This window comes from Pseudomonas baltica (assembly GCF_014235765.1).
GTDB lineage: Bacteria > Pseudomonadota > Gammaproteobacteria > Pseudomonadales > Pseudomonadaceae > Aquipseudomonas > Aquipseudomonas baltica.
Map to the genome: position 1 here is coordinate 1,185,699 of NZ_JACMYH010000001.1, position 18,386 is coordinate 1,204,084.

The following is an 18,386-nucleotide window of genomic DNA, read 5'->3' on the forward strand; positions in this document are numbered from 1 at the left end:
ACCTGACGCGGCTTGCGCCGCTGCTACAGGGGCATGGGTTTGGATGCACTGGCTTGGTCAAAAAGGTATAGAATCCCCAGCATTTGATGGATCGGTCACTGTCGTGCAGACATGGCCGATCGCGTACAACCCATACAGGCAGATCGGATATTGGAACAGCTAAAGCGCCTCGCAAGCGGGATTGAAGGGCTCGATTTGTTGCTCAAGGGTGGGCTGGTGGCCGGTGCGTCATACATCGTGCAGGGCCGTCCGGGTTCGGGCAAGACCATCCTGGCCAACCAGTTGGGCTTCAATCACGTGAGCCAGGGTGGCCGCGTACTGGTCGCCACCCTGCTTGCGGAATCCCATGAGCGGCTGTTCCAGTACCTGTCCACGCTGAGCTTTTTCGATGCCTCGAAAATCGGCAACGAGATCCAGTTCGTCAGCGCATTCGACACCCTGGAAAACGAAGGCCTGGACGAAGTGGTCAAGCTGCTGCGCCGCGAAATCAGTCGGCAGAAAGCGACGGTATTGATCGTTGATGGCGTGCTCAATGCCCGCTCCAAGGCCGACTCGCAGATCGACACCAAGAAATTCATCTCCGAGCTGCAGGGCCATGCGGCGTTCGCCGGGTGTACGGTGCTGTTCCTGACCAGCTCGCGACTGGACGACGGCAGCCCCGAGCACACCATGGTCGATGGCGTGATCGAACTGGGCGAGGAGCTGTTCAACACCCGTTCGGTGCGCCGCATCCAGCTGCGCAAGACCCGTGGCAGCGGCGCGCTGTCAGGGTTGCATGAATGCGAGATCACCGACGATGGGCTGGTGGTCTACCCGCGCCTGGAAAGCCTGTACAGCCACCCCTCGTGCCCCGACCCCACCGATCTTACCCGCATATCCAGCGGCATTCCGGCGCTGGACAACCTGATTGGCGGCGGTCTGCCGCGTTCCTCGGTGACGCTGGTAATGGGCCCGTCGGGCATCGGCAAGACCAGCATGGGAATCAGCTTCCTGTCGGCGTCCACGCCCGAACAGCCGGGCATGCTGTTTGGCATGTACGAGTCCGAGCGCCGCCTGCAGGTCAAGGCGCGATCGCTTGGCCATGATTTCGAGGCGCTGCAAGCCAGCGGCGCTTTGCACGTGTGTTGGCAGCCAACTACCGAAGGGCTGCTCGACGGTCTGGGGGCAAGGCTGCTGCGCCATGTCGAGGTCCATGGCATCAAGCGCCTGCTCATCGACAGCCTGGGCGGCATGGCCCGCACGGCGACCAGCACCGTACGCCTGACCGAGTTCTTCAGTACCCTGATGAGCGAGCTGCGCGCCCGTGGCGTCACGGTGTTCGCCACGTGGGAGGTTCGCGGCCTGTTCGGTCCGGAGATCACCTCGCCGGCGCCAGACCTCTCCAGCATCGTCGACAACATCCTGCTGACGCGATTCGTCGAACATGAGTCTGAACTAAAACGGCTGCTTTCCATTCTTAAAATCAGAGACAGTTATTATGATCCGTCGCTATTGGAGCTGGTCATCCATGGTCATGGAATCGACCTGAGAAAGGCGTTCACAAATGCAGAGGCAGTGTTATCGGGTAGTGCCTCCACGATTTCGAATCCGTGATGTTGCCGGGGTCGAACTGACATGCCCACTATCCTGATCGTCGACGATGAGTATCTCATCGCCGACATTCTTGGTTACGCGTTGGAAGACGAAGGCTATATGGCCGTCAAGGCCGGTAATGGCAAGCGTGCGCTTGAGATCCTCGATCGCGAGCGTCCGGCATTGGTCATTACCGACTTCATGATGCCTGGGATGAACGGCCTCGAACTGGCGCAGAAGATCCGTAGTCACGCTTCGTTCGAGTCTGTGCCCATTCTTTTGATGAGTGGCGCCCAAGGCAACGTCGGCCGGGCAACGCCCGAACTTTTCAACGCCGTATACGACAAGCCCTTCGACATCAACGAAGTGGTAGCACGCGTGCGCGAATTGGTGCCGCTGGATCCGGCCTAGGCGCAAAAGCCGCCGCTCGCGCGTTTTAGAGCGTGAGGATTTCGTAGCCATCGGCAGTCACTGCCACCATATGCTCCCATTGCGCGGACAACGACCGATCGCGGGTCACCACGGTCCAGCCATCGGCCAACTGGCGGGTTCCAGCCTTGCCGGCGTTGATCATGGGCTCGATGGTGAAAATCATGCCCTGGCTCAAACGCATCCCCTCGCCCTTGCGGCCGTAGTGCAGCACTTGCGGATCGTCATGGTAGATCTGTCCGATGCCATGCCCGCAGTACTCGCGCACTACGCTGAAACCTTCACGGTGCGCCACGCTCTGGATGGCGTGGCCGATGTCGCCCAAGGTCGCACCCGGCTTGACCACTTCGATACCAGCCAGCATTGCCTCGTAAGTAGTGTCCACCAGCCGTTTTGCCAGCGCGCTGGGTTCACCGACGTAGTACATGCGGCTGGTGTCGCCGAACCAGCCGTCTTTTATGACGGCCACATCGATGTTGACGATGTCGCCGTCGGCCAGCACCACTTCGTTGCTGGGCACACCGTGGCAAACCACTTCGTTGACCGATATGCACACCGTCTTGGTAAACCCGTGATAGCCAACGTTGGCCGGGATTACTTTCAATTCGTTCACGATGTAGGCATTGCACAGCTTATCCAGGTACTGGGTGGTGACGCCGGCCTGTACGTGCGGTGCAATCATCCGCAGTACGTCAGCGGCAAGCGCCCCTGCGCGGCGGGCCAAGGCGACTTGCTCGGGGGTGCGGTTCAGATTCTTGCGGCTCACGGGTTTCTCCTGGGATTCAAGCCTCTATGCTAGCAGAGCGCCGCTGCCGTGCCTGGGCGGCGCACGCCGACATCATTTAATTTCAAACGATACAAAACTTTTTGTAACCACTTCGTTCATAAGACTCACAGCCCAGCGCCATACCGGCAGATGGTCGCGAAAAGCGCACAGGCAGTGTCTTCGGCAGCATGATCGAATGCGGCCCGAAGACTTCAAAATTCAAGCAGTTCGACATAATCATAATATCCGCTGGAGCCGACGGCCTTAGGGAGTGTTCCCTTCTCGGGCCGGCATCGCAACACCGAACGCTGATACCTGCCTTGCCCCTTTCGTGCGCGATCCTGCGTGGCGCATCACGACGCATTGCCTGCGCGCAATGAAAGGAATGAGCCTTGTCCAGTTCCAACACCACAACACCCGACACTTCGCCTGCAGGCGAGGAAAATGACGCCACACGCACCTCTCCCGGCCAGATAGTGGTGCGTGTGGCGATCATCGCCACCATGGGCGCGCTGGCCTTCGGCTACGACACGGGGGTGATTTCCGGCGCCCTGCCCTTCATGACCCAGGGGCCGGATCAAGGTGGCCTGGGCCTCACTCCGTTCACCGAGGGCCTGGTGGCTTCCTCGCTGATTCTGGGTGCCGCCTTCGGCTCATTGTTCGCCGGCCATCTGGCTGACAAATACGGACGCCTGACGGCGCTCAAAGGCCTGGCCATCCTGTTCATGATCGGCGCCCTGGGTTCCGCCCTCGCGCCGACGGTGGCGATCATGATCGCCACTCGCTTCGTGCTGGGGTTGGCAGTCGGTGGGGCATCGGCGATCGTGCCGATGTTCATTGCCGAAATCGCCGGCCCCAACAAGCGGGCGCGGCTGGTCAGCCAGAATGAGTTGATGATCGTCACCGGGCAGTTGGTGGCCTACGTCTCCAACGCCCTGCTCGCGCATTTCGCCCACACCCCGGATGTATGGCGCTGGATGCTCGCCATCGCAGTGATCCCGGCGGCCCTGCTGTGGATCGGCATGCACTTCGTGCCCACCTCACCGCGCTGGCTCGCCAGCAAGGGACGCATGGACGAGGCACGCGAAGTGCTGGAAAGGCTGCGTTCGAGCAAGAAGCAGGTCGACAAGGAAATGAAGGAAATCATTGCCCAGAACGAAGAGCAGCGCGCCGATGTCAGTTGGTCCTCGATCTGGGCCGAGCCCTGGCTGCGTCGCCTGCTGCTGGTGGGCATGGGGCTGGGCTTCGTGGCTCAGCTGACGGGGGTGAATGCGTTCATGTATTTCACGCCGGTCATCCTCAAGTCCACCGGGCTGGGAACCAACGCGGCACTCACCGCCACCATCGGCAACGGCGTGGCTTCGGTGATCGCCACGTTGATCGGTATCTGGCTGGTCGGGCGCCATGGCCGGCGGCCGATGCTGATGACCGGCCTGTGCTTCGTGATCCTCGCGCAGGTGCTGCTCTGCTGTGTGCTGACCATGCTGCCGGCCTCGCTGCTGCAGAGCTACCTGGCGCTGGCCTGTATCCTGATGTTCCTGCTGTTCATGCAGACCTTCATCGCCCCGGTCTACTGGCTGCTGATGTCCGAGCTGTTTCCTTCGCACCTGCGTGGCCTGATGACCGGCACGGCAGTGTGCTTCCAGTGGCTGTGCAATGCGTCGGTGGCGTTCATGTTCCCGATCGCGCTGGCCGGCTTCGGCCCTTACACCTTCATGTTGTTCGCGGTGATCAACGTCATGTCGCTGATCTTCGTGATGACTTGCGTGCCGGAAACCCGGGGCAAGTCGCTGGAGCAGATCGAACGGCACATGGAGAAGGAATTCACTCCGGACGAGGCCGCCAGCACCTGAGCCGGCACGGGTCGATATGTCCAGTGCGAGACGTTGCAGGTAACATGGCTGAAGTTGTTTTCATATTCGCCATGTTGCCTGCAAGGACGAACGCCCTCCATGACCCATCCCGACGACGTCATCGCCAGCCGCGTCCTGCAATTGCTGGAACAGCGCGCTCCCGGCGCTTCGATCTGCCCCTCCGAGGTGGCTCGCTCGCTGGAGCAGGATGAACCGCAGTGGCGCGCGCTGATGCCCGAGGTTCGCCGGGTGGCCAGGGCCCTGGCCGCCGCTCGCATCATCGACGTGACTCAAGGCGATGTGCGGCTCGACCCGGACACTGAAGCCGAAGGGCCGATCCGGCTGCGCCGTGGCGCGCACTTCAAGCACCCCTGATGCATAGCTGGCCGCCGCTGCTGACGGGCGTCCGGCCAAATGCCACCGACGGGTACTCCGACTGCCTTCTCCGATCTGGCTGAAACCGATGACTCGAACACCTGCGCAAGACCCTGGCGTCACCGACGACACCTGCAACGACCGGCGTGCCCGGACTCGTTTCTGGCTGATCGCCCTGGCGTTTCTGATCACCATGATCGGCACCACTCTGCCAACGCCGCTGTATGCCTTGTATCAACAGCACCTGGGTTTCGGTCCAACCTGGGTGACCTTGATTTTCGCCATCTATGCCGCCGGCGTGATCTTTGCGCTGCTGGCGGTCGGCAGCTGGTCCGATCAACTGGGCCGGCGACCGATGCTGCTGGCCGGCCTGGCCATGGGCGCGCTCAGTGCGCTGATCTTCCTCTGCACCGACTCCATCGGCGGGCTGCTGGTCGGTCGGCTGATCTCGGGCTTCTCGGCCGGCATCATGACCGGTACCGGCACGGTGGCGGTGATCGAGGCGGCGCCCAAGCGCTGGCAGGGCAATGCCACCCTGGTCGCCACCGCGGCCAACATGCTGGGCCTGGGCCTCGGGCCATTGCTGGCCGGGCTGACTTCACAATTCCTGCCATGGCCCGTACACCTGGCGTTCGTCGTCCACCTGGTGCTGCTGCTGGCGGCTACCGCAGCCATTCTGTCTGTCGGTGAAACCGTCCAACGCCCGGCCAAGCCGCGGCTTGCCTTCCAGCGTCCCAGCCTGCCAGCGGCGGTGCGCGGGCCGTTCATTCCTGCGGCCATTGCCGGCCTCGCCGGTTTCAGCGTGACGGGGCTGTTCACCTCGCTGGTGCCGTCGATCATGCGTCAGGTCATGGGTCACGACGGAGGGGTCGTGATCGGCGCGGTGATCTTCGTGCTGTTCGCAGGCTCGGTCGTCGGCCAGGCATGGGTCCGGCGGATCCGCGACAGTGCACAGATGAGCATCGGTTGCAGCGTGCTGATCGTGGGCGTGGCCTGTTTGGGCATGAGTATCGCCAGCGCGCAGCTGTGGCTATTGGTACTGGGCGGCGCCTTGAGCGGCATCGGCCAGGGCCTGACCTTCCGCGCCGGCATGGGCGCGGTGGCCAACGCCGCGCCGGCCGGCCAGAAAGCCGGGGTGACCTCGGCACTGTTCATCGTCTACTACCTGTCCATGTCGGTGCCGGTGATTGCCGTCGGCGTGAGCATTCCACAGTTCGGCCTGCATCATTCGGCGGAATTTTTCAGCGTACTGGTTGCCTTGGTTGCGGTGGTGGCCATGGTCAGCATGAACGTCGTGCGTGCCCGAGCGTCCAACGTCTGAGGCGACCCGTGCAGGTCGCGACGTATTTCTTCTACAGGAGAATGACCATGACACCGGAAACCGAAGGTACTGAAGAGAAAGGCCCGAACGGCGTGCCTTTCATCAACGATCCAGGCAACGAAGACCCCGGATCGGGCACGAGCAATGCCCCCGTGCCGCTTGAAGACGAAGATGATCAAGATGACGCCTATGAATAGGTCGAATCGGCCACAAGCATGACTGTAAGGGCCAGTGCTCCCCACGACGGAACACTGGCCGCTATGCTGGATGCCTCCTGCATCCCCTAGCGAGGCATTGGTACAGATGGAGCCCCTTACTCCCGCTGCAAACAGCTGGTTGACCCTTCCCGCCCACCGGCACTGGCTGGCCCTGCAGGGGCAGCGATTGCTGGAGTTTGCCAAGGCCGCGCGGATCGAGAACGGTTTCGCCGACCTCGACCACCGTGGCCGACCGCTGCTGTCCAGTGGCGCATTGACCATTCAGACCGCGCGCATGACCCACAGCTTCGCCCTTGCCTGCCTCCAGGGGATCCCGGGCAGCGCAGCCATGGTCGACCACGGCATTCGCACGCTGCAAGGCCCACTGCGTGATGCACGAAATGGCGGCTGGCATGCCAGCGAGAAACCCGTGGCTGCAGAGCGCAAGCAAGCCTACCTGCATGCCTTCGTTGCCCTGGCGGCGAGCTCGGCGGTTGCCGCCGGACGGCCCGGCGCGACAGCGTTGCTGACGGATGCGGTCGATGTGCTGGAACGACGCTTCTGGTGCGAGGAGGAGCAGGCATTCCTGGAGTCCTTCGCCCAGGACTGGAGCGATCCGGAAAGCTACCGCGGTGGCAACAGCAACATGCACGGCGTGGAAGCGTGCCTGGCGCTGGCCGACGTCTGCAACGACGACAAATGGCTGGATCGCGCGCTGGCAATCAGTGAACGGCTGATTCACCACCACGCGGCTGCGGCCAGCTACCTGCCGGTCGAACATTTCGACGCCTGCTGGCAACCCCTGGCGGACTACAACCACGAGCGCCCCGCCGACGAATTTCGCCCATACGGGCAAACCCCAGGGCACGCATTCGAGTGGGCGCGATTGCTCCTGCACCTGGAGGCCGCCAGGCACCGCATCGGCCTGACCAACCCAAGCTGGCTGGCCGATGACGCCCAGCGTCTGTTCGCCGCAGCCTGCGACCTGGGCTGGGCTGTGGACGGGCAGCCGGGAATCGTCTACACCATCGACTGGCAGCAACGCCCAGTGGTCGCGCAGCGCCTGCATTGGACGCTGGCCGAGGCAGTGGCCGCCGCCGCGGCGTTGCACCAGCGCACCGCGGATGCCGCTTACGAGCGCTGGTATCGCGAGTTCTGGGACTACATCGACCTCTACCTGATCGACCGCGAGCACGGCAGCTGGTACCACGAACTCGACGCTCGCAATCGACCAGCAGGGACCATCTGGCCGGGCAAGCCTGATCTCTACCATGCCTACCAGGCAACTTTGTTACCGACCTTGCCGCTGGCTCCGAGCCTGGCAACCGCGCTGGCCCGCCAGGCCGGCCTGGGCTGAGCTGAGCGAGCTACCAGGCAATCTGCGGATTGGCGCGGACGCGCCAATCCAACGGAATTTTTCTGGCGGGCCATACTCCGACGCACATCACGCCGCTCATCACATGGAAGAACCTCGGCCCCATGAACAACGCGAAACTGTTCGTCATCGACTATACCCTTCACGGCGATCCCAAATCCTTCGTCATCAGAGCCGAGAAAATGGACAACAGCGAAGCCTGGCATTGGGCGAGCTGCGATGCTGGCGTTGGCCGCATCGGTCGATTCGGCCGCGAGCACGTGACCAAGACCAGCCAGCCCTCGGCCGAGAAATTCGGCATTCACGCGGTGAGCTGGCGCCCTGCCTGAGCAGGCTCGGCGCTCGGATTACCCACGCGGCAACGTGGCTGGAAAAACTTAGCTAGCGAACGAATTCACTTTACCTGAGGTTGATCTGGAACATATTGTTACAAGATATGTTCCCGGAGTCGGACAGCTGTGCCCGATCGGCCAGCTGTTCGAATCCATGGGTCATCAACAAGATCAAGTAGAGTGAGCACGGCCATGACGTCTGAGGTGGGTAAAGGCAAGGCGATTTTTCGCGTTGTCAGCGGTAATTTTCTCGAAATGTTCGATTTCATGGTCTATGGCTTCTATGCCACGGCAATCGCCAAGACTTTCTTTCCGACCGACAGCGCCTTCGCTTCATTGATGCTATCGCTGGCCACCTTTGGTGCCGGGTTTCTCATGCGCCCGCTCGGGGCAATCTTTCTGGGTGCCTACATCGACCGGCACGGGCGCCGCAAAGGGCTGATCGTGACCCTGGCGTTGATGGCCATGGGCACGGTGTTGATTGCCTGCGTACCCGGCTATGCGACCCTGGGCGTTGCGGCGCCTTTACTGGTGTTGCTCGGCCGGCTGCTGCAGGGCTTTTCCGCAGGCGTCGAACTGGGCGGGGTGTCGGTGTATCTGGCGGAAATCGCCACACCAGGGCGCAAGGGCTTTTTTGTCAGTTGGCAGTCTGCCAGTCAGCAGGTCGCCGTGGTCTTCGCCGGCCTGCTGGGGGTACTGCTCAATCACTTCCTGGATGCACGACAGATGGGCGAATGGGGCTGGCGGGTGCCGTTCCTGGTGGGTTGCATGATCGTACCCGTGATCTTTTTCATCCGCCGCTCGCTGGAGGAGACGCCGGAGTTCGAGGCTCGTACCCACCGCCCAACCCTCAAGCAGGTGGTGCACTCGGTGGCGCAGAATTTCCGTCTGGTGCTGGCGGGCATGGCGCTGGTCGTGATGACCACCGTGTCGTTCTACCTGATTACTGCCTACACGCCGACGTTCGGCAAGAACGAGCTGCACCTGTCGGACATGGATGCGTTGCTGGTGACCATGGCGGTGGGCATTTCCAACTTCATCTGGTTGCCGATCATGGGCGCGCTGTCGGACCGCATCGGGCGCAAACCGTTGCTGCTTGCGGCCACGGTGCTGGCGATTCTGACGGCCTATCCGACCTTGTCATGGCTGGTGGCTGACCCCAGCTTCGCGCGTTTGCTGACGGTCGAGTTGTGGCTGTCGTTCCTGTATGGCTCGTACAACGGTGCCATGGTGGTGGCGCTGACCGAGATCATGCCGCTGGACGTGCGCACCACCGGGTTTTCCCTGGCCTACAGCCTGGCCACGGCGACGTTTGGCGGGTTCACCCCGGTCGCCTGCACCTACCTGATTCATGCCCTGGACAACAAGGCGGCACCGGGCATCTGGCTCAGTGGCGCGGCGGTGTTGGGGTTGGTGGCGACTTTGGTGCTGTTTCGTGGCGACCGCCATGCGCAGCGGACTGCGTTGGCGGCGCAGGCGTGAAACGGTGGCGCGGCCTTCGCGGGCAGAGACCCGCTCCCACAAAAGCACGCGGGCTCTGCCCGTGACGGGGTCCTGACTGACACCCACACACAAAAACGCCCCGAACCAGTCGGGGCGTTTTCATTCAGCGGTCAGGCTCAGTGAGGGAAAGCTGGAGGGTTGACGCCCGCCATGTCTTCCATCACGCGCACGACCTGGCAGCTGTAGCCGAACTCGTTGTCGTACCAGACGTACAACACGACGCGGTTGTCGTTGCAGATGGTGGCTTCGGCATCGACCACACCGGCGTAGCGCGAGCCGACGAAGTCGGTCGATACCACTTCCTGCGAGTTGACGAAGTCGATCTGCCGGGACAGGTCCGAATGCAGCGCCATGTAGCGCAGGTACTCGTTCATTTCTTCGCGAGTGCTGGCCTTCTCCAGGTTCAGGTTGAGGATGGCCATGGAGACGTTCGGCGTCGGTACGCGGATCGCGTTGCCGGTCAGCTTGCCGGCCAGTTCAGGCAAGGCTTTGGCAGCGGCAGTGGCAGCACCGGTTTCGGTGATGACCATGTTCAACGCCGCGGAACGGCCGCGACGGTCGCCCTTGTGGAAGTTGTCGATCAGGTTCTGGTCGTTGGTGTACGAGTGAACGGTTTCGACGTGGCCGTTGACGATGCCGAACTTGTCGTTGACCGCCTTGAGCACCGGCACGATGGCATTGGTGGTGCAGGACGCCGCCGAAACGATCTTGTCGTCAGCGGTGATCTGGCCGTGGTTGATGCCGTGCACGATGTTCTTCAGCTTGCCCTTGCCCGGTGCGGTCAGCACCACGCGGTCGATGCCGGGGCAGGCCAGGTGCTGGCCGAGGCCGTCGGCATCGCGCCACACGCCAGTGTTGTCGACCAGCAGGGCATTCTTGATGCCGTACTGGGTGTAGTCGACTTCGCTCGGGTTCTTGGCGTAGATGACCTGAATCAGGTTGCCGTTGACCGTCAGGGTGCTGTTGGCTTCGTCGACATGAATGATGCCGTCGAACGAACCGTGCACCGAGTCGCGACGCAGCAGGCTGGCGCGCTTGACCAGATCGTTGTCGGCGCCCTTGCGCACGACGATGGCGCGCAGACGCAGACCATCGCCAGCACCTGCCTTCTCGACCAGAATCCGCGCCAGCAGGCGGCCGATGCGGCCGAAACCGTACAGCACCACGTCGGTACCGGTACGCTCGCCTTCGTTCTGCTTGCCGACCACGTCTGCCAGTTCTTCACGCACGAACTGTTCGGCACTGCGCCCGTTCCCGCTTTCCTTGAACTTGACCGCGAGTTTGCCCAGATCGACGGAGGCGGCGCCCAGCTTGAGTTCGCTCATCGCCTTGATCAGCGGGAACGTCTCGTGCACCGACAGCTCCGAGGAATCGGACTGGCGGTGGCGAGCGAAGCGGTGCGCCTTGAGCAGTTCGATCACCGAACGGTTGATCAGGCTGCGGCCGTAGATGGAGGTGACTACGTTGTTATTGCGGTAGAGCTGGCCGATCAACGGAATCATCGCTTCGGCGAGTGCTTCACGATCGATCCATTCACCAAGACACTGGTCGGGCTTCTGAGTCACGGTAACCTTCCACATGTAGGGGCTGAGAAAACGGGCTACATTATGACTTCGCCGCGCGGCTGGAGCAATCCGCGCTTATCGGCGTCGTGAAGTTTGGCGAATCGGGCCGTCAAAAAAACCGAGGTGTACCAATGAGGTAGGCGACACCCGGCGGTTTTATGGCGAGGGACCATGGCGCGCCCTCTGCGGGCCGATTCCTCCGCGATCGAACAAGAAAATCAATGCCCGGATCCTTCAGGGTCTGCTTGTAGAAGCCGCACAATGGCACAACCCCATCACAGCACCTGACAGCCCCCCGCCGCCCCGGTACAATCCCGGTTTTCCGCCGCAACGCTTGGAGCTCAACCTCCCGTGCCTGTTCTGCGCCTTCCGCAACTCCCTGCCTCGGCAGGCAAACATGCCTGGGGCAACCTGCCCGGGGCCGCCCTGAGCCTGGCGATCGCCGAAGCGGCCAACGCTGCCAAGCGCTTCACCCTGCTGCTGACCGCCGACAGCCAGAGCGCCGATCGGCTGGAACAGGAACTGCGCTTTTTCGCCCCGCAGTTGCCGGTGCTGCATTTCCCCGACTGGGAAACCCTGCCCTACGACCTGTTCTCGCCGCACCAGGACATCATCTCGCAGCGCATCGCCGCCCTTTACCGCCTGCCCGAGCTGGCACACGGGGTTTTGGTAGTGCCTATCACCACTGCCCTACACAGGCTGGCACCGACCCAGTTTCTGCTCGGCAGCAGCCTGGTGCTGGATGTTGGCCAGCGCCTGGACGTGGAGCAGATGCGCACGCGCCTGGAAGCCAGCGGCTATCGCTATGTCGACACCGTCTATGAACACGGCGAGTTCGCCGTGCGCGGCGCCCTGATCGATCTGTTCCCCATGGGCAGCAAACTGCCCTACCGGATCGACCTGTTCGACGACGAGATCGAGACCCTGCGCACCTTCGATCCGGAGACCCAGCGTTCCATCGACAAGGTCGAATCGATCCGCCTGCTGCCGGCACGCGAGTTCCCCTTGCAGAAGGAGGCGGTAACCCGCTTCAAAGCGCGCTTTCGCGAACGCTTCGACGTCGACTTCCGGCGCTGCCCGATCTTCCAGGACCTGAGCAGCGGCATCACGCCTGCTGGCATCGAGTACTACCTGCCGCTGTTCTTCGAAGAAACCTCGACCCTGTTCGACTACCTGCCCCAGGACACCCAGGTGTTTTCGCTGCCCGGCATCGAACAGGCCGCCGAGCATTTCTGGAGCGATGTGCGCAACCGCTATGAAGAGCGCCGGGTCGATCCCGCGCGGCCCTTGCTGCCGCCCGCCGAACTGTTCATGCCGGTGGAAGACTGCTTTGCGCAACTCAAGACCTGGCCGCGGGTGATCGTCAGCCAGGACGATCTGGAACCGGGGCCGGGCCGCGAGCGCTTTGCCGCAGCCAAACTGCCGGACCTGGCCATCGAGGCCAAGGCCAGCCAGCCCCTCGCCGCGCTGGCCGGATTCCTCGACCAGTTCCCCGGGCGGGTACTGTTCACCGCCGAATCGGCTGGCCGTCGCGAAGTACTGCTGGAGTTGCTCGAGCGGCTCAAGGTTCGCCCGAGGACCGTGGACGGCTGGGAAGAGTTTGCCCAGGGCAAGGAGCGCCTGGCGATCACCATCGCGCCACTGGACGAGGGCCTGCAGATTCTCGACCCGGCCCTGGCCCTGATCGCCGAAAGCCCGCTGTTCGGCCAGCGCGTCATGCAGCGCCGGCGCCGCGACAAGCGTGCCGACGCCGCCAACGACAACGTCATCAAGAACCTCACCGAATTGCGTGAAGGCGCGCCGGTGGTGCACATCGACCACGGCGTGGGCCGGTACCTGGGCCTGGCGACGCTGGAGATCGACAATCAGGTTGCCGAGTTCCTGACCCTGGCCTACGCCGAGAACGCCAAGCTGTACGTGCCGGTGGCCAACCTGCACCTGATCGCCCGCTACACCGGTAGCGACGATGCACTGGCGCCGCTGCACCGGCTCGGCTCGGAAACCTGGCAGAAGGCCAAGCGCAAGGCGGCCGAGCAGGTCCGCGACGTGGCCGCCGAGTTGCTCGACATCTATGCGCGCCGTGCTGCCCGCAAAGGCTATGCCTTCGCCGACCCGGCGCTGGACTACGCCACGTTCAGTGCCGGCTTCGCCTTCGAGGAAACCCCGGACCAGCAATCGGCCATCGACGCGGTGCGCCACGACATGCTGGCGCCCAAGCCGATGGACCGCCTGGTGTGCGGCGACGTCGGCTTCGGCAAGACCGAAGTGGCCATGCGCGCCGCTTTCATCGCCGTGCACGGTGGTCGCCAGGTGGCCATTCTGGTGCCGACCACGCTGCTCGCCCAGCAGCACTACAACAGCTTCCGTGACCGCTTCGCCGACTGGCCGGTCAGCGTCGAGGTGATGAGCCGCTTCAAGTCGACCAAAGAGGTCAACAGCGCGGTGGCGCAACTGGCCGAGGGCAAGATCGACATCGTCATCGGTACCCACAAGCTGCTCCAGGACGACGTCAAGATCAAGAACCTGGGCCTGGTGATCATCGACGAGGAGCACCGCTTCGGGGTGCGCCAGAAAGAAGCGCTCAAGGCCCTGCGCAGCGAAGTCGACATCCTGACCCTGACCGCCACGCCGATCCCGCGCACCCTGAACATGGCCGTGGCCGGCATGCGCGACCTGTCGATCATCGCCACGCCGCCGGCACGGCGGCTGTCGGTGCGCACGTTCGTCATGGAGCAGAACAAGAGCACCGTGAAGGAAGCACTGCTGCGCGAGCTGTTGCGCGGTGGCCAGGTGTACTACCTGCACAACGATGTGAAGACCATCGAGAAATGCGCCGCCGACCTCGCCGAACTGGTGCCCGAGGCACGCATCGGCATCGGCCACGGGCAGATGCGCGAGCGCGAGCTCGAACAGGTGATGAGCGACTTCTACCACAAGCGCTTCAACGTGCTGATTGCCTCGACCATCATCGAGACCGGCATCGACGTGCCCAGCGCCAACACCATCATCATCGAGCGTGCCGACAAGTTCGGCCTGGCCCAGCTGCACCAGCTGCGCGGCCGCGTGGGGCGCAGTCACCACCAGGCTTACGCCTACCTGCTGACCCCGCCGCGCCAGCAGATCACCCCGGACGCGGAAAAGCGCCTGGAAGCGATCGCCAATACCCAGGACCTAGGGGCGGGTTTCGTTCTGGCTACCAACGACCTGGAGATCCGCGGTGCCGGCGAGCTGCTCGGCGAAGGCCAGAGCGGGCAGATCCAGGCAGTCGGCTTTACCCTGTACATGGAAATGCTCGAACGCGCGGTGAAGTCGATCCGCAAGGGCGAGCAGCCCAACCTCGACCAGCCGCTGGGTGGCGGCCCGGAAATCAACCTGCGTCTGCCGGCCCTGATTCCCGAGGACTACCTGCCCGACGTGCACGCACGCCTCATCCTCTACAAGCGCATCGCCTCGGCGGTGGACGAGGACGGTCTCAAGGACCTGCAGGTGGAGATGATCGACCGCTTCGGCCTGCTGCCCGAGCCGACCAAGAACTTGGTGCGCCTGACCCTGCTCAAGCTTCAGGCCGAGCAACTGGGCATTACCAAGGTCGATGGCGGCCCGCAGGGTGGACGCATCGAATTCGGCGCCAGCACGCCGGTCGATCCGCTGACCCTGATCAAGCTGATCCAGAGCCAGCCCAAGCGCTACAAGTTCGAAGGCGCCACGTTGTTCAAGTTCATGGTGCCGATGGAGCGCGCCGAGGAGCGTTTCAACGTCATCGAGGCGCTGTTCGAACGCCTCACGCCGAAAGCCGGTTGATATGCCCGATGAGCGCTTGATCGATACCCTGCAACCGCGCCCTCGGTTGTGGCTGGGCAGTGTCGAGTTCAGCGCTTTCGAACCGCGCAACGGCAAGATGCAGCGCTACGTGCAGCACCGCGCAGCGCTGGCCTACGGCTACGCGGGCGAGTATGTCAGCGGCCCGCGGCCTACTGCCGTGGCACGCCAGTGGAACAACCAGAGCGCTCGGATCCAGCGCCAGCCGGCCGCCGAGCGGGCCCTGCGTGAGCAGCTGCAGGGCATCGGTTTCAAACTCGCCACCCGTCAGAGCAAGGCTCTGCCCGAAAGCGCCGGCGAAATCTTCGAGCTGCCCAGCGATGCCGCCTGGCTGCGTTTCATCCTCAACGAACTGCCGGGGTTGCGCGAGCAAGGCTGGGAAATCGAATACGCCGAGGATTTCGCGTTCGACCTGACGCCGGTAGAGCGCTGGTACGCTGCAATCGAAGAAGGGCCGGAACGCGACTGGTTCGATCTGGAGCTGGGCATCGTGGTCGACGGCGAGCCGTTGAGCCTGCTGCCGATCCTGCTCAACCTGCTGCGCAGCCACCCCGAGTTGCTCAACCCGGCGCACCTGGCGCGACGGCGCGACGACGAGCAGATTCTGGTGCCCATCCACACCTCCCACCTCGGCTTCCAGCGAACCCTGCAGGTCGCCCTGCCCTATGGGCGGCTGAAGCCGGTGCTGGCGACCCTGGGCGACTTCTACCTGCGCGAGCCTGGGGAAACCTCGATCCGCCTGGCTACAGCCGATGCCACGCGCCTGGAAGGGCTGCAGGCATTGTCCCTGGACTGGCAAGGCGGCGAGCAGGTACGCCATTTCGCCGAACGGCTGCGTGACATTCGCCATTGCCCGGTGGCAGCGCCCGAGGGCCTGAATGCAACCTTGCGCCCCTACCAGCTGGAGGGCGTGAGTTGGATGCAGGCCTTGCGGCAGCTGGAAGTGGGCGGCATCCTGGCCGACGACATGGGCCTGGGCAAGACCCTGCAGACCCTCGCCCACCTGCTGATCGAGAAACAGGCGGGGCGCCTGGATCGCCCGGCCATGGTGGTGATGCCCACCAGCCTGGTGCCCAACTGGCAGGACGAGGCTGCCCGCTTCGCGCCGACCCTCAAGGTCCTCGCGCTGCACGGTGCCGCGCGCAAGAAACACTTCGCCCATCTGGCCGACTACGACGTATTGCTGACCACCTATGCCCTGCTGCCCAAGGACATCGAGGTGCTCGAGCGGGTGCCGCTGCACGTATTGGTACTCGACGAAGCCCAGTACATCAAGACCCCTGGCAGCAAGGCCGCGCAGACGGCGCGCCAGCTCAACGCGCGGCAACGCCTGTGCCTGAGCGGCACGCCCCTGGAAAACCACCTGGGCGAACTGTGGTCGCTGTTCCATTTCCTCATGCCCGGCTGGCTGGGTGACAGCAAACAGTTCAGCCGCAACTACCGCGTGCCGATCGAAAGGCGGGGCGACGAGGCACGCTTGCAGCATCTGAACGCGCGCATCAAGCCGTTTCTGTTGCGTCGGACCAAGGAGCAGGTGGCCACCGAGCTGCCGGCCAAGAGCGAGATCGTCCACTGGGTCGAACTCAATGACGCACAGCGCGACGTGTACGAGACGGTACGCCTGGCCATGGACAAGAAGGTCCGGGCCGAGATCGACCGCAAGGGCCTGGCGCGCAGCCAGATCATCATTCTCGAAGCGTTGCTCAAGCTGCGCCAGGTCTGCTGCGACCTGCGTCTGGTCAACAGCGTTGCGCCGCCTGCACCAGGGCACAGCTCGGGCAAGCTGACCAGTCTGCTGCAATTGCTCGACGAACTGCTGGGCAACGGTCGACGCATTCTGCTGTTTTCCCAGTTCACCTCGATGCTGGGACTGATCGAACAGGAGCTGCACAAGCGCGGCGTGCCCTATGCGCTGCTCACCGGTACCACCCGCGACCGTCGGGCACCGGTCAAGGACTTCCAGGACGGCAAGCTGCAGATCTTCCTGATCAGCCTCAAGGCCGGCGGGGTGGGCCTGAATCTGACGGCGGCGGACACGGTCATTCACTATGACCCGTGGTGGAACCCCGCAGCCGAGCACCAGGCCACCGACCGCGCCTACCGAATCGGCCAGGAGAAACCGGTGTTCGTCTACAAGCTGATCACCCGTGGCACGGTAGAGGAAAAGATCCAGCGCCTGCAGCAGGAAAAGTCGGCCCTGGCGGCGGGCGTTCTCGATGCCCGCGAAGGCAGCGACTGGCGCCTGCAGGGCGACGATATCGACGCCCTGCTCGCACCGCTGCCCAGCCCTCCCTCCCAGCGCCGCTGAACGCAGGTTCAGTCGAGGAAATCGGCGACCGTTTCGCGCTGCCCCAGCAGGAACCCATCGGCCACCAGGCGCAGAGGCTGCAAGTCGGTATCGCTTCGACCGGCCTCGATCAACTGCGCGAAATAGTGGTAGAGCAATGGGTATTCGCCTGTCGTGGCGAGCGTCTGTGGCACGTCGTCGATCAGCAGGTGTGCACCGCCATGGGTCAGGCGCAGGCAGCCTTCGGCGCAGCGCACCTCGATCTGCCAGAGTTCGTCGTGGCCGTGGTCCCAGTCGAACGCGGCGCTGACCGTCAGGCCGGTGGCGTCACTCATGGTCAGGTCGGCCGCAATCGGCGCCTGCCGGTTGCCGGGAAAGCGCAGGCTGGCGTGGGTGACGAACAGCGGTTCGGGCAACACGTGGCTGATGATCGACAGGGCGTTGATACCCGGATCGAACACACCCAGCCCCCCGGCCTGCCAGATCCACTGCTGGCCCGGGTGCCACTTGCGCACGTCCTCCTTCCACTGGACCGTGACCGCCTGCAGCTGCTTGCCCACCAGCCAGGCCCGCGCGGCCTCGACACCTGCGGCGAAGCGCGAGTGCCAGGCGAACAGGCACGTCACGCCCTTCTCGGCGGCCAGTTCGACCAATGCCATGGCCTCACCGAGGCTGGCGCAGGGTGGTTTTTCCACCAGCACATGCTTGCCGGCCTGGAGGGCTTCACGCACTTGTGCATAACGGCCCTGGGGCGGCGTGCAGAAGGCCAGCGCCTGGATGTCCGGGCCGTTAGCGAGCAGCTCGCGCAGGCTGCCGAAATGCGCGACACCGGGGCAAGGTGCCCCCAACGTGGCCACTGCGGCCAGCTCGAAGGCCGGGTTGTCGCGCAGGGCGGGCACATGCTGATCCTGGGCGATCTTGCCGTAGCCGACCACGCCGAGACGAATGGGGGACATCGTTCACTCCTTTTTTATTGTTTGGCTCGGGCGTTA

The 18,386-nt window shown here is 63.5% G+C and carries 14 protein-coding genes; 11 read left to right on the forward strand and 3 right to left on the reverse strand.

Annotation, left to right across the window (positions count from 1 at the left end; translation table 11 throughout):
• Positions 1 to 147: 147 nt before the first annotated feature.
• The gene (locus H7993_RS05240) at positions 148 to 1,593 is read left to right on the forward strand and encodes an ATPase domain-containing protein (protein WP_185794183.1); all 1,446 of its coding nucleotides are present in this window, start codon (positions 148 to 150) and stop codon (positions 1,591 to 1,593) included.
• Between the two features lie 21 nt (positions 1,594 to 1,614).
• Positions 1,615 to 1,983 (forward strand): response regulator, encoded by a 369-nt coding sequence (locus tag H7993_RS05245; protein WP_122478751.1) that lies wholly within the window; start codon positions 1,615 to 1,617, stop codon positions 1,981 to 1,983.
• A 25-nt stretch (positions 1,984 to 2,008) separates the two neighbouring features.
• Here H7993_RS05245 and map read toward each other — a convergent pair whose 3' ends face one another.
• Complete coding sequence (map, locus tag H7993_RS05250) at positions 2,009 to 2,767, reverse strand: type I methionyl aminopeptidase (RefSeq protein ID WP_185793695.1); 759 nt, start codon at positions 2,765 to 2,767, stop codon at positions 2,009 to 2,011.
• A 392-nt stretch (positions 2,768 to 3,159) separates the two neighbouring features.
• Here map and H7993_RS05255 point away from each other — a divergent pair, with 392 nt between their 5' ends.
• The 7 genes from H7993_RS05255 (at position 3,160) to tcuC (ending at position 9,702) form a co-directional block, all read left to right on the forward strand.
• The gene (locus tag H7993_RS05255) at positions 3,160 to 4,620 is read left to right on the forward strand and encodes a sugar porter family MFS transporter (protein WP_280517398.1); all 1,461 of its coding nucleotides are present in this window, start codon (positions 3,160 to 3,162) and stop codon (positions 4,618 to 4,620) included.
• Between the two features lie 99 nt (positions 4,621 to 4,719).
• Positions 4,720 to 4,995, forward strand: coding sequence for a DUF3253 domain-containing protein (locus tag H7993_RS05260; protein WP_122478754.1), 276 nt, complete (start codon positions 4,720 to 4,722; stop codon positions 4,993 to 4,995).
• An 88-nt stretch (positions 4,996 to 5,083) separates the two neighbouring features.
• Positions 5,084 to 6,316 (forward strand): MFS transporter, encoded by a 1,233-nt coding sequence (locus H7993_RS05265; protein ID WP_122478756.1) that lies wholly within the window; start codon positions 5,084 to 5,086, stop codon positions 6,314 to 6,316.
• A gap of 47 nt (positions 6,317 to 6,363) precedes the next feature.
• On the forward strand, positions 6,364 to 6,513 hold the full coding sequence (locus H7993_RS05270; protein ID WP_163007597.1) for a hypothetical protein: 150 nt from the start codon (positions 6,364 to 6,366) through the stop codon (positions 6,511 to 6,513).
• Positions 6,514 to 6,619: 106 nt separating this feature from the next.
• Positions 6,620 to 7,870: a D-mannose isomerase gene (locus H7993_RS05275; RefSeq protein ID WP_185793696.1), complete on the forward strand. Its 1,251-nt coding sequence runs from the start codon at positions 6,620 to 6,622 to the stop codon at positions 7,868 to 7,870.
• Between the two features lie 122 nt (positions 7,871 to 7,992).
• Positions 7,993 to 8,217, forward strand: a complete 225-nt coding sequence (locus H7993_RS05280; protein ID WP_185793697.1) for a DUF6555 family protein — start codon at positions 7,993 to 7,995, stop codon at positions 8,215 to 8,217.
• A gap of 195 nt (positions 8,218 to 8,412) precedes the next feature.
• The gene (gene tcuC, locus H7993_RS05285) at positions 8,413 to 9,702 is read left to right on the forward strand and encodes an MFS transporter (protein ID WP_185793698.1); all 1,290 of its coding nucleotides are present in this window, start codon (positions 8,413 to 8,415) and stop codon (positions 9,700 to 9,702) included.
• Between the two features lie 137 nt (positions 9,703 to 9,839).
• Here the strand turns inward: tcuC and H7993_RS05290 are convergent, their stop codons facing one another.
• Positions 9,840 to 11,303, reverse strand: a complete 1,464-nt coding sequence (locus tag H7993_RS05290) for a glyceraldehyde-3-phosphate dehydrogenase (protein ID WP_122712953.1) — start codon at positions 11,301 to 11,303, stop codon at positions 9,840 to 9,842.
• A gap of 336 nt (positions 11,304 to 11,639) precedes the next feature.
• Here H7993_RS05290 and mfd point away from each other — a divergent pair, with 336 nt between their 5' ends.
• Together mfd and H7993_RS05300 are read left to right on the forward strand one after the other, a co-directional pair.
• Entirely contained in the window at positions 11,640 to 15,089 is a 3,450-nt protein-coding gene (mfd, locus tag H7993_RS05295; RefSeq protein ID WP_122478766.1) for a transcription-repair coupling factor, read from the forward strand.
• Position 15,090: 1 nt separating this feature from the next.
• Positions 15,091 to 17,415 (forward strand): DEAD/DEAH box helicase, encoded by a 2,325-nt coding sequence (locus tag H7993_RS05300; RefSeq protein ID WP_185793699.1) that lies wholly within the window; start codon positions 15,091 to 15,093, stop codon positions 17,413 to 17,415.
• Positions 17,416 to 17,423: 8 nt separating this feature from the next.
• On the opposite strand, the gene H7993_RS05305 is transcribed toward H7993_RS05300, so the two are convergent.
• Positions 17,424 to 18,350 carry a Gfo/Idh/MocA family protein gene (locus H7993_RS05305; RefSeq protein ID WP_185793700.1) on the reverse strand — a complete coding sequence of 309 codons (927 nt, stop codon included), beginning with the start codon at positions 18,348 to 18,350 and terminating at the stop codon, positions 17,424 to 17,426.
• Positions 18,351 to 18,386 lie beyond the last annotated feature (36 nt).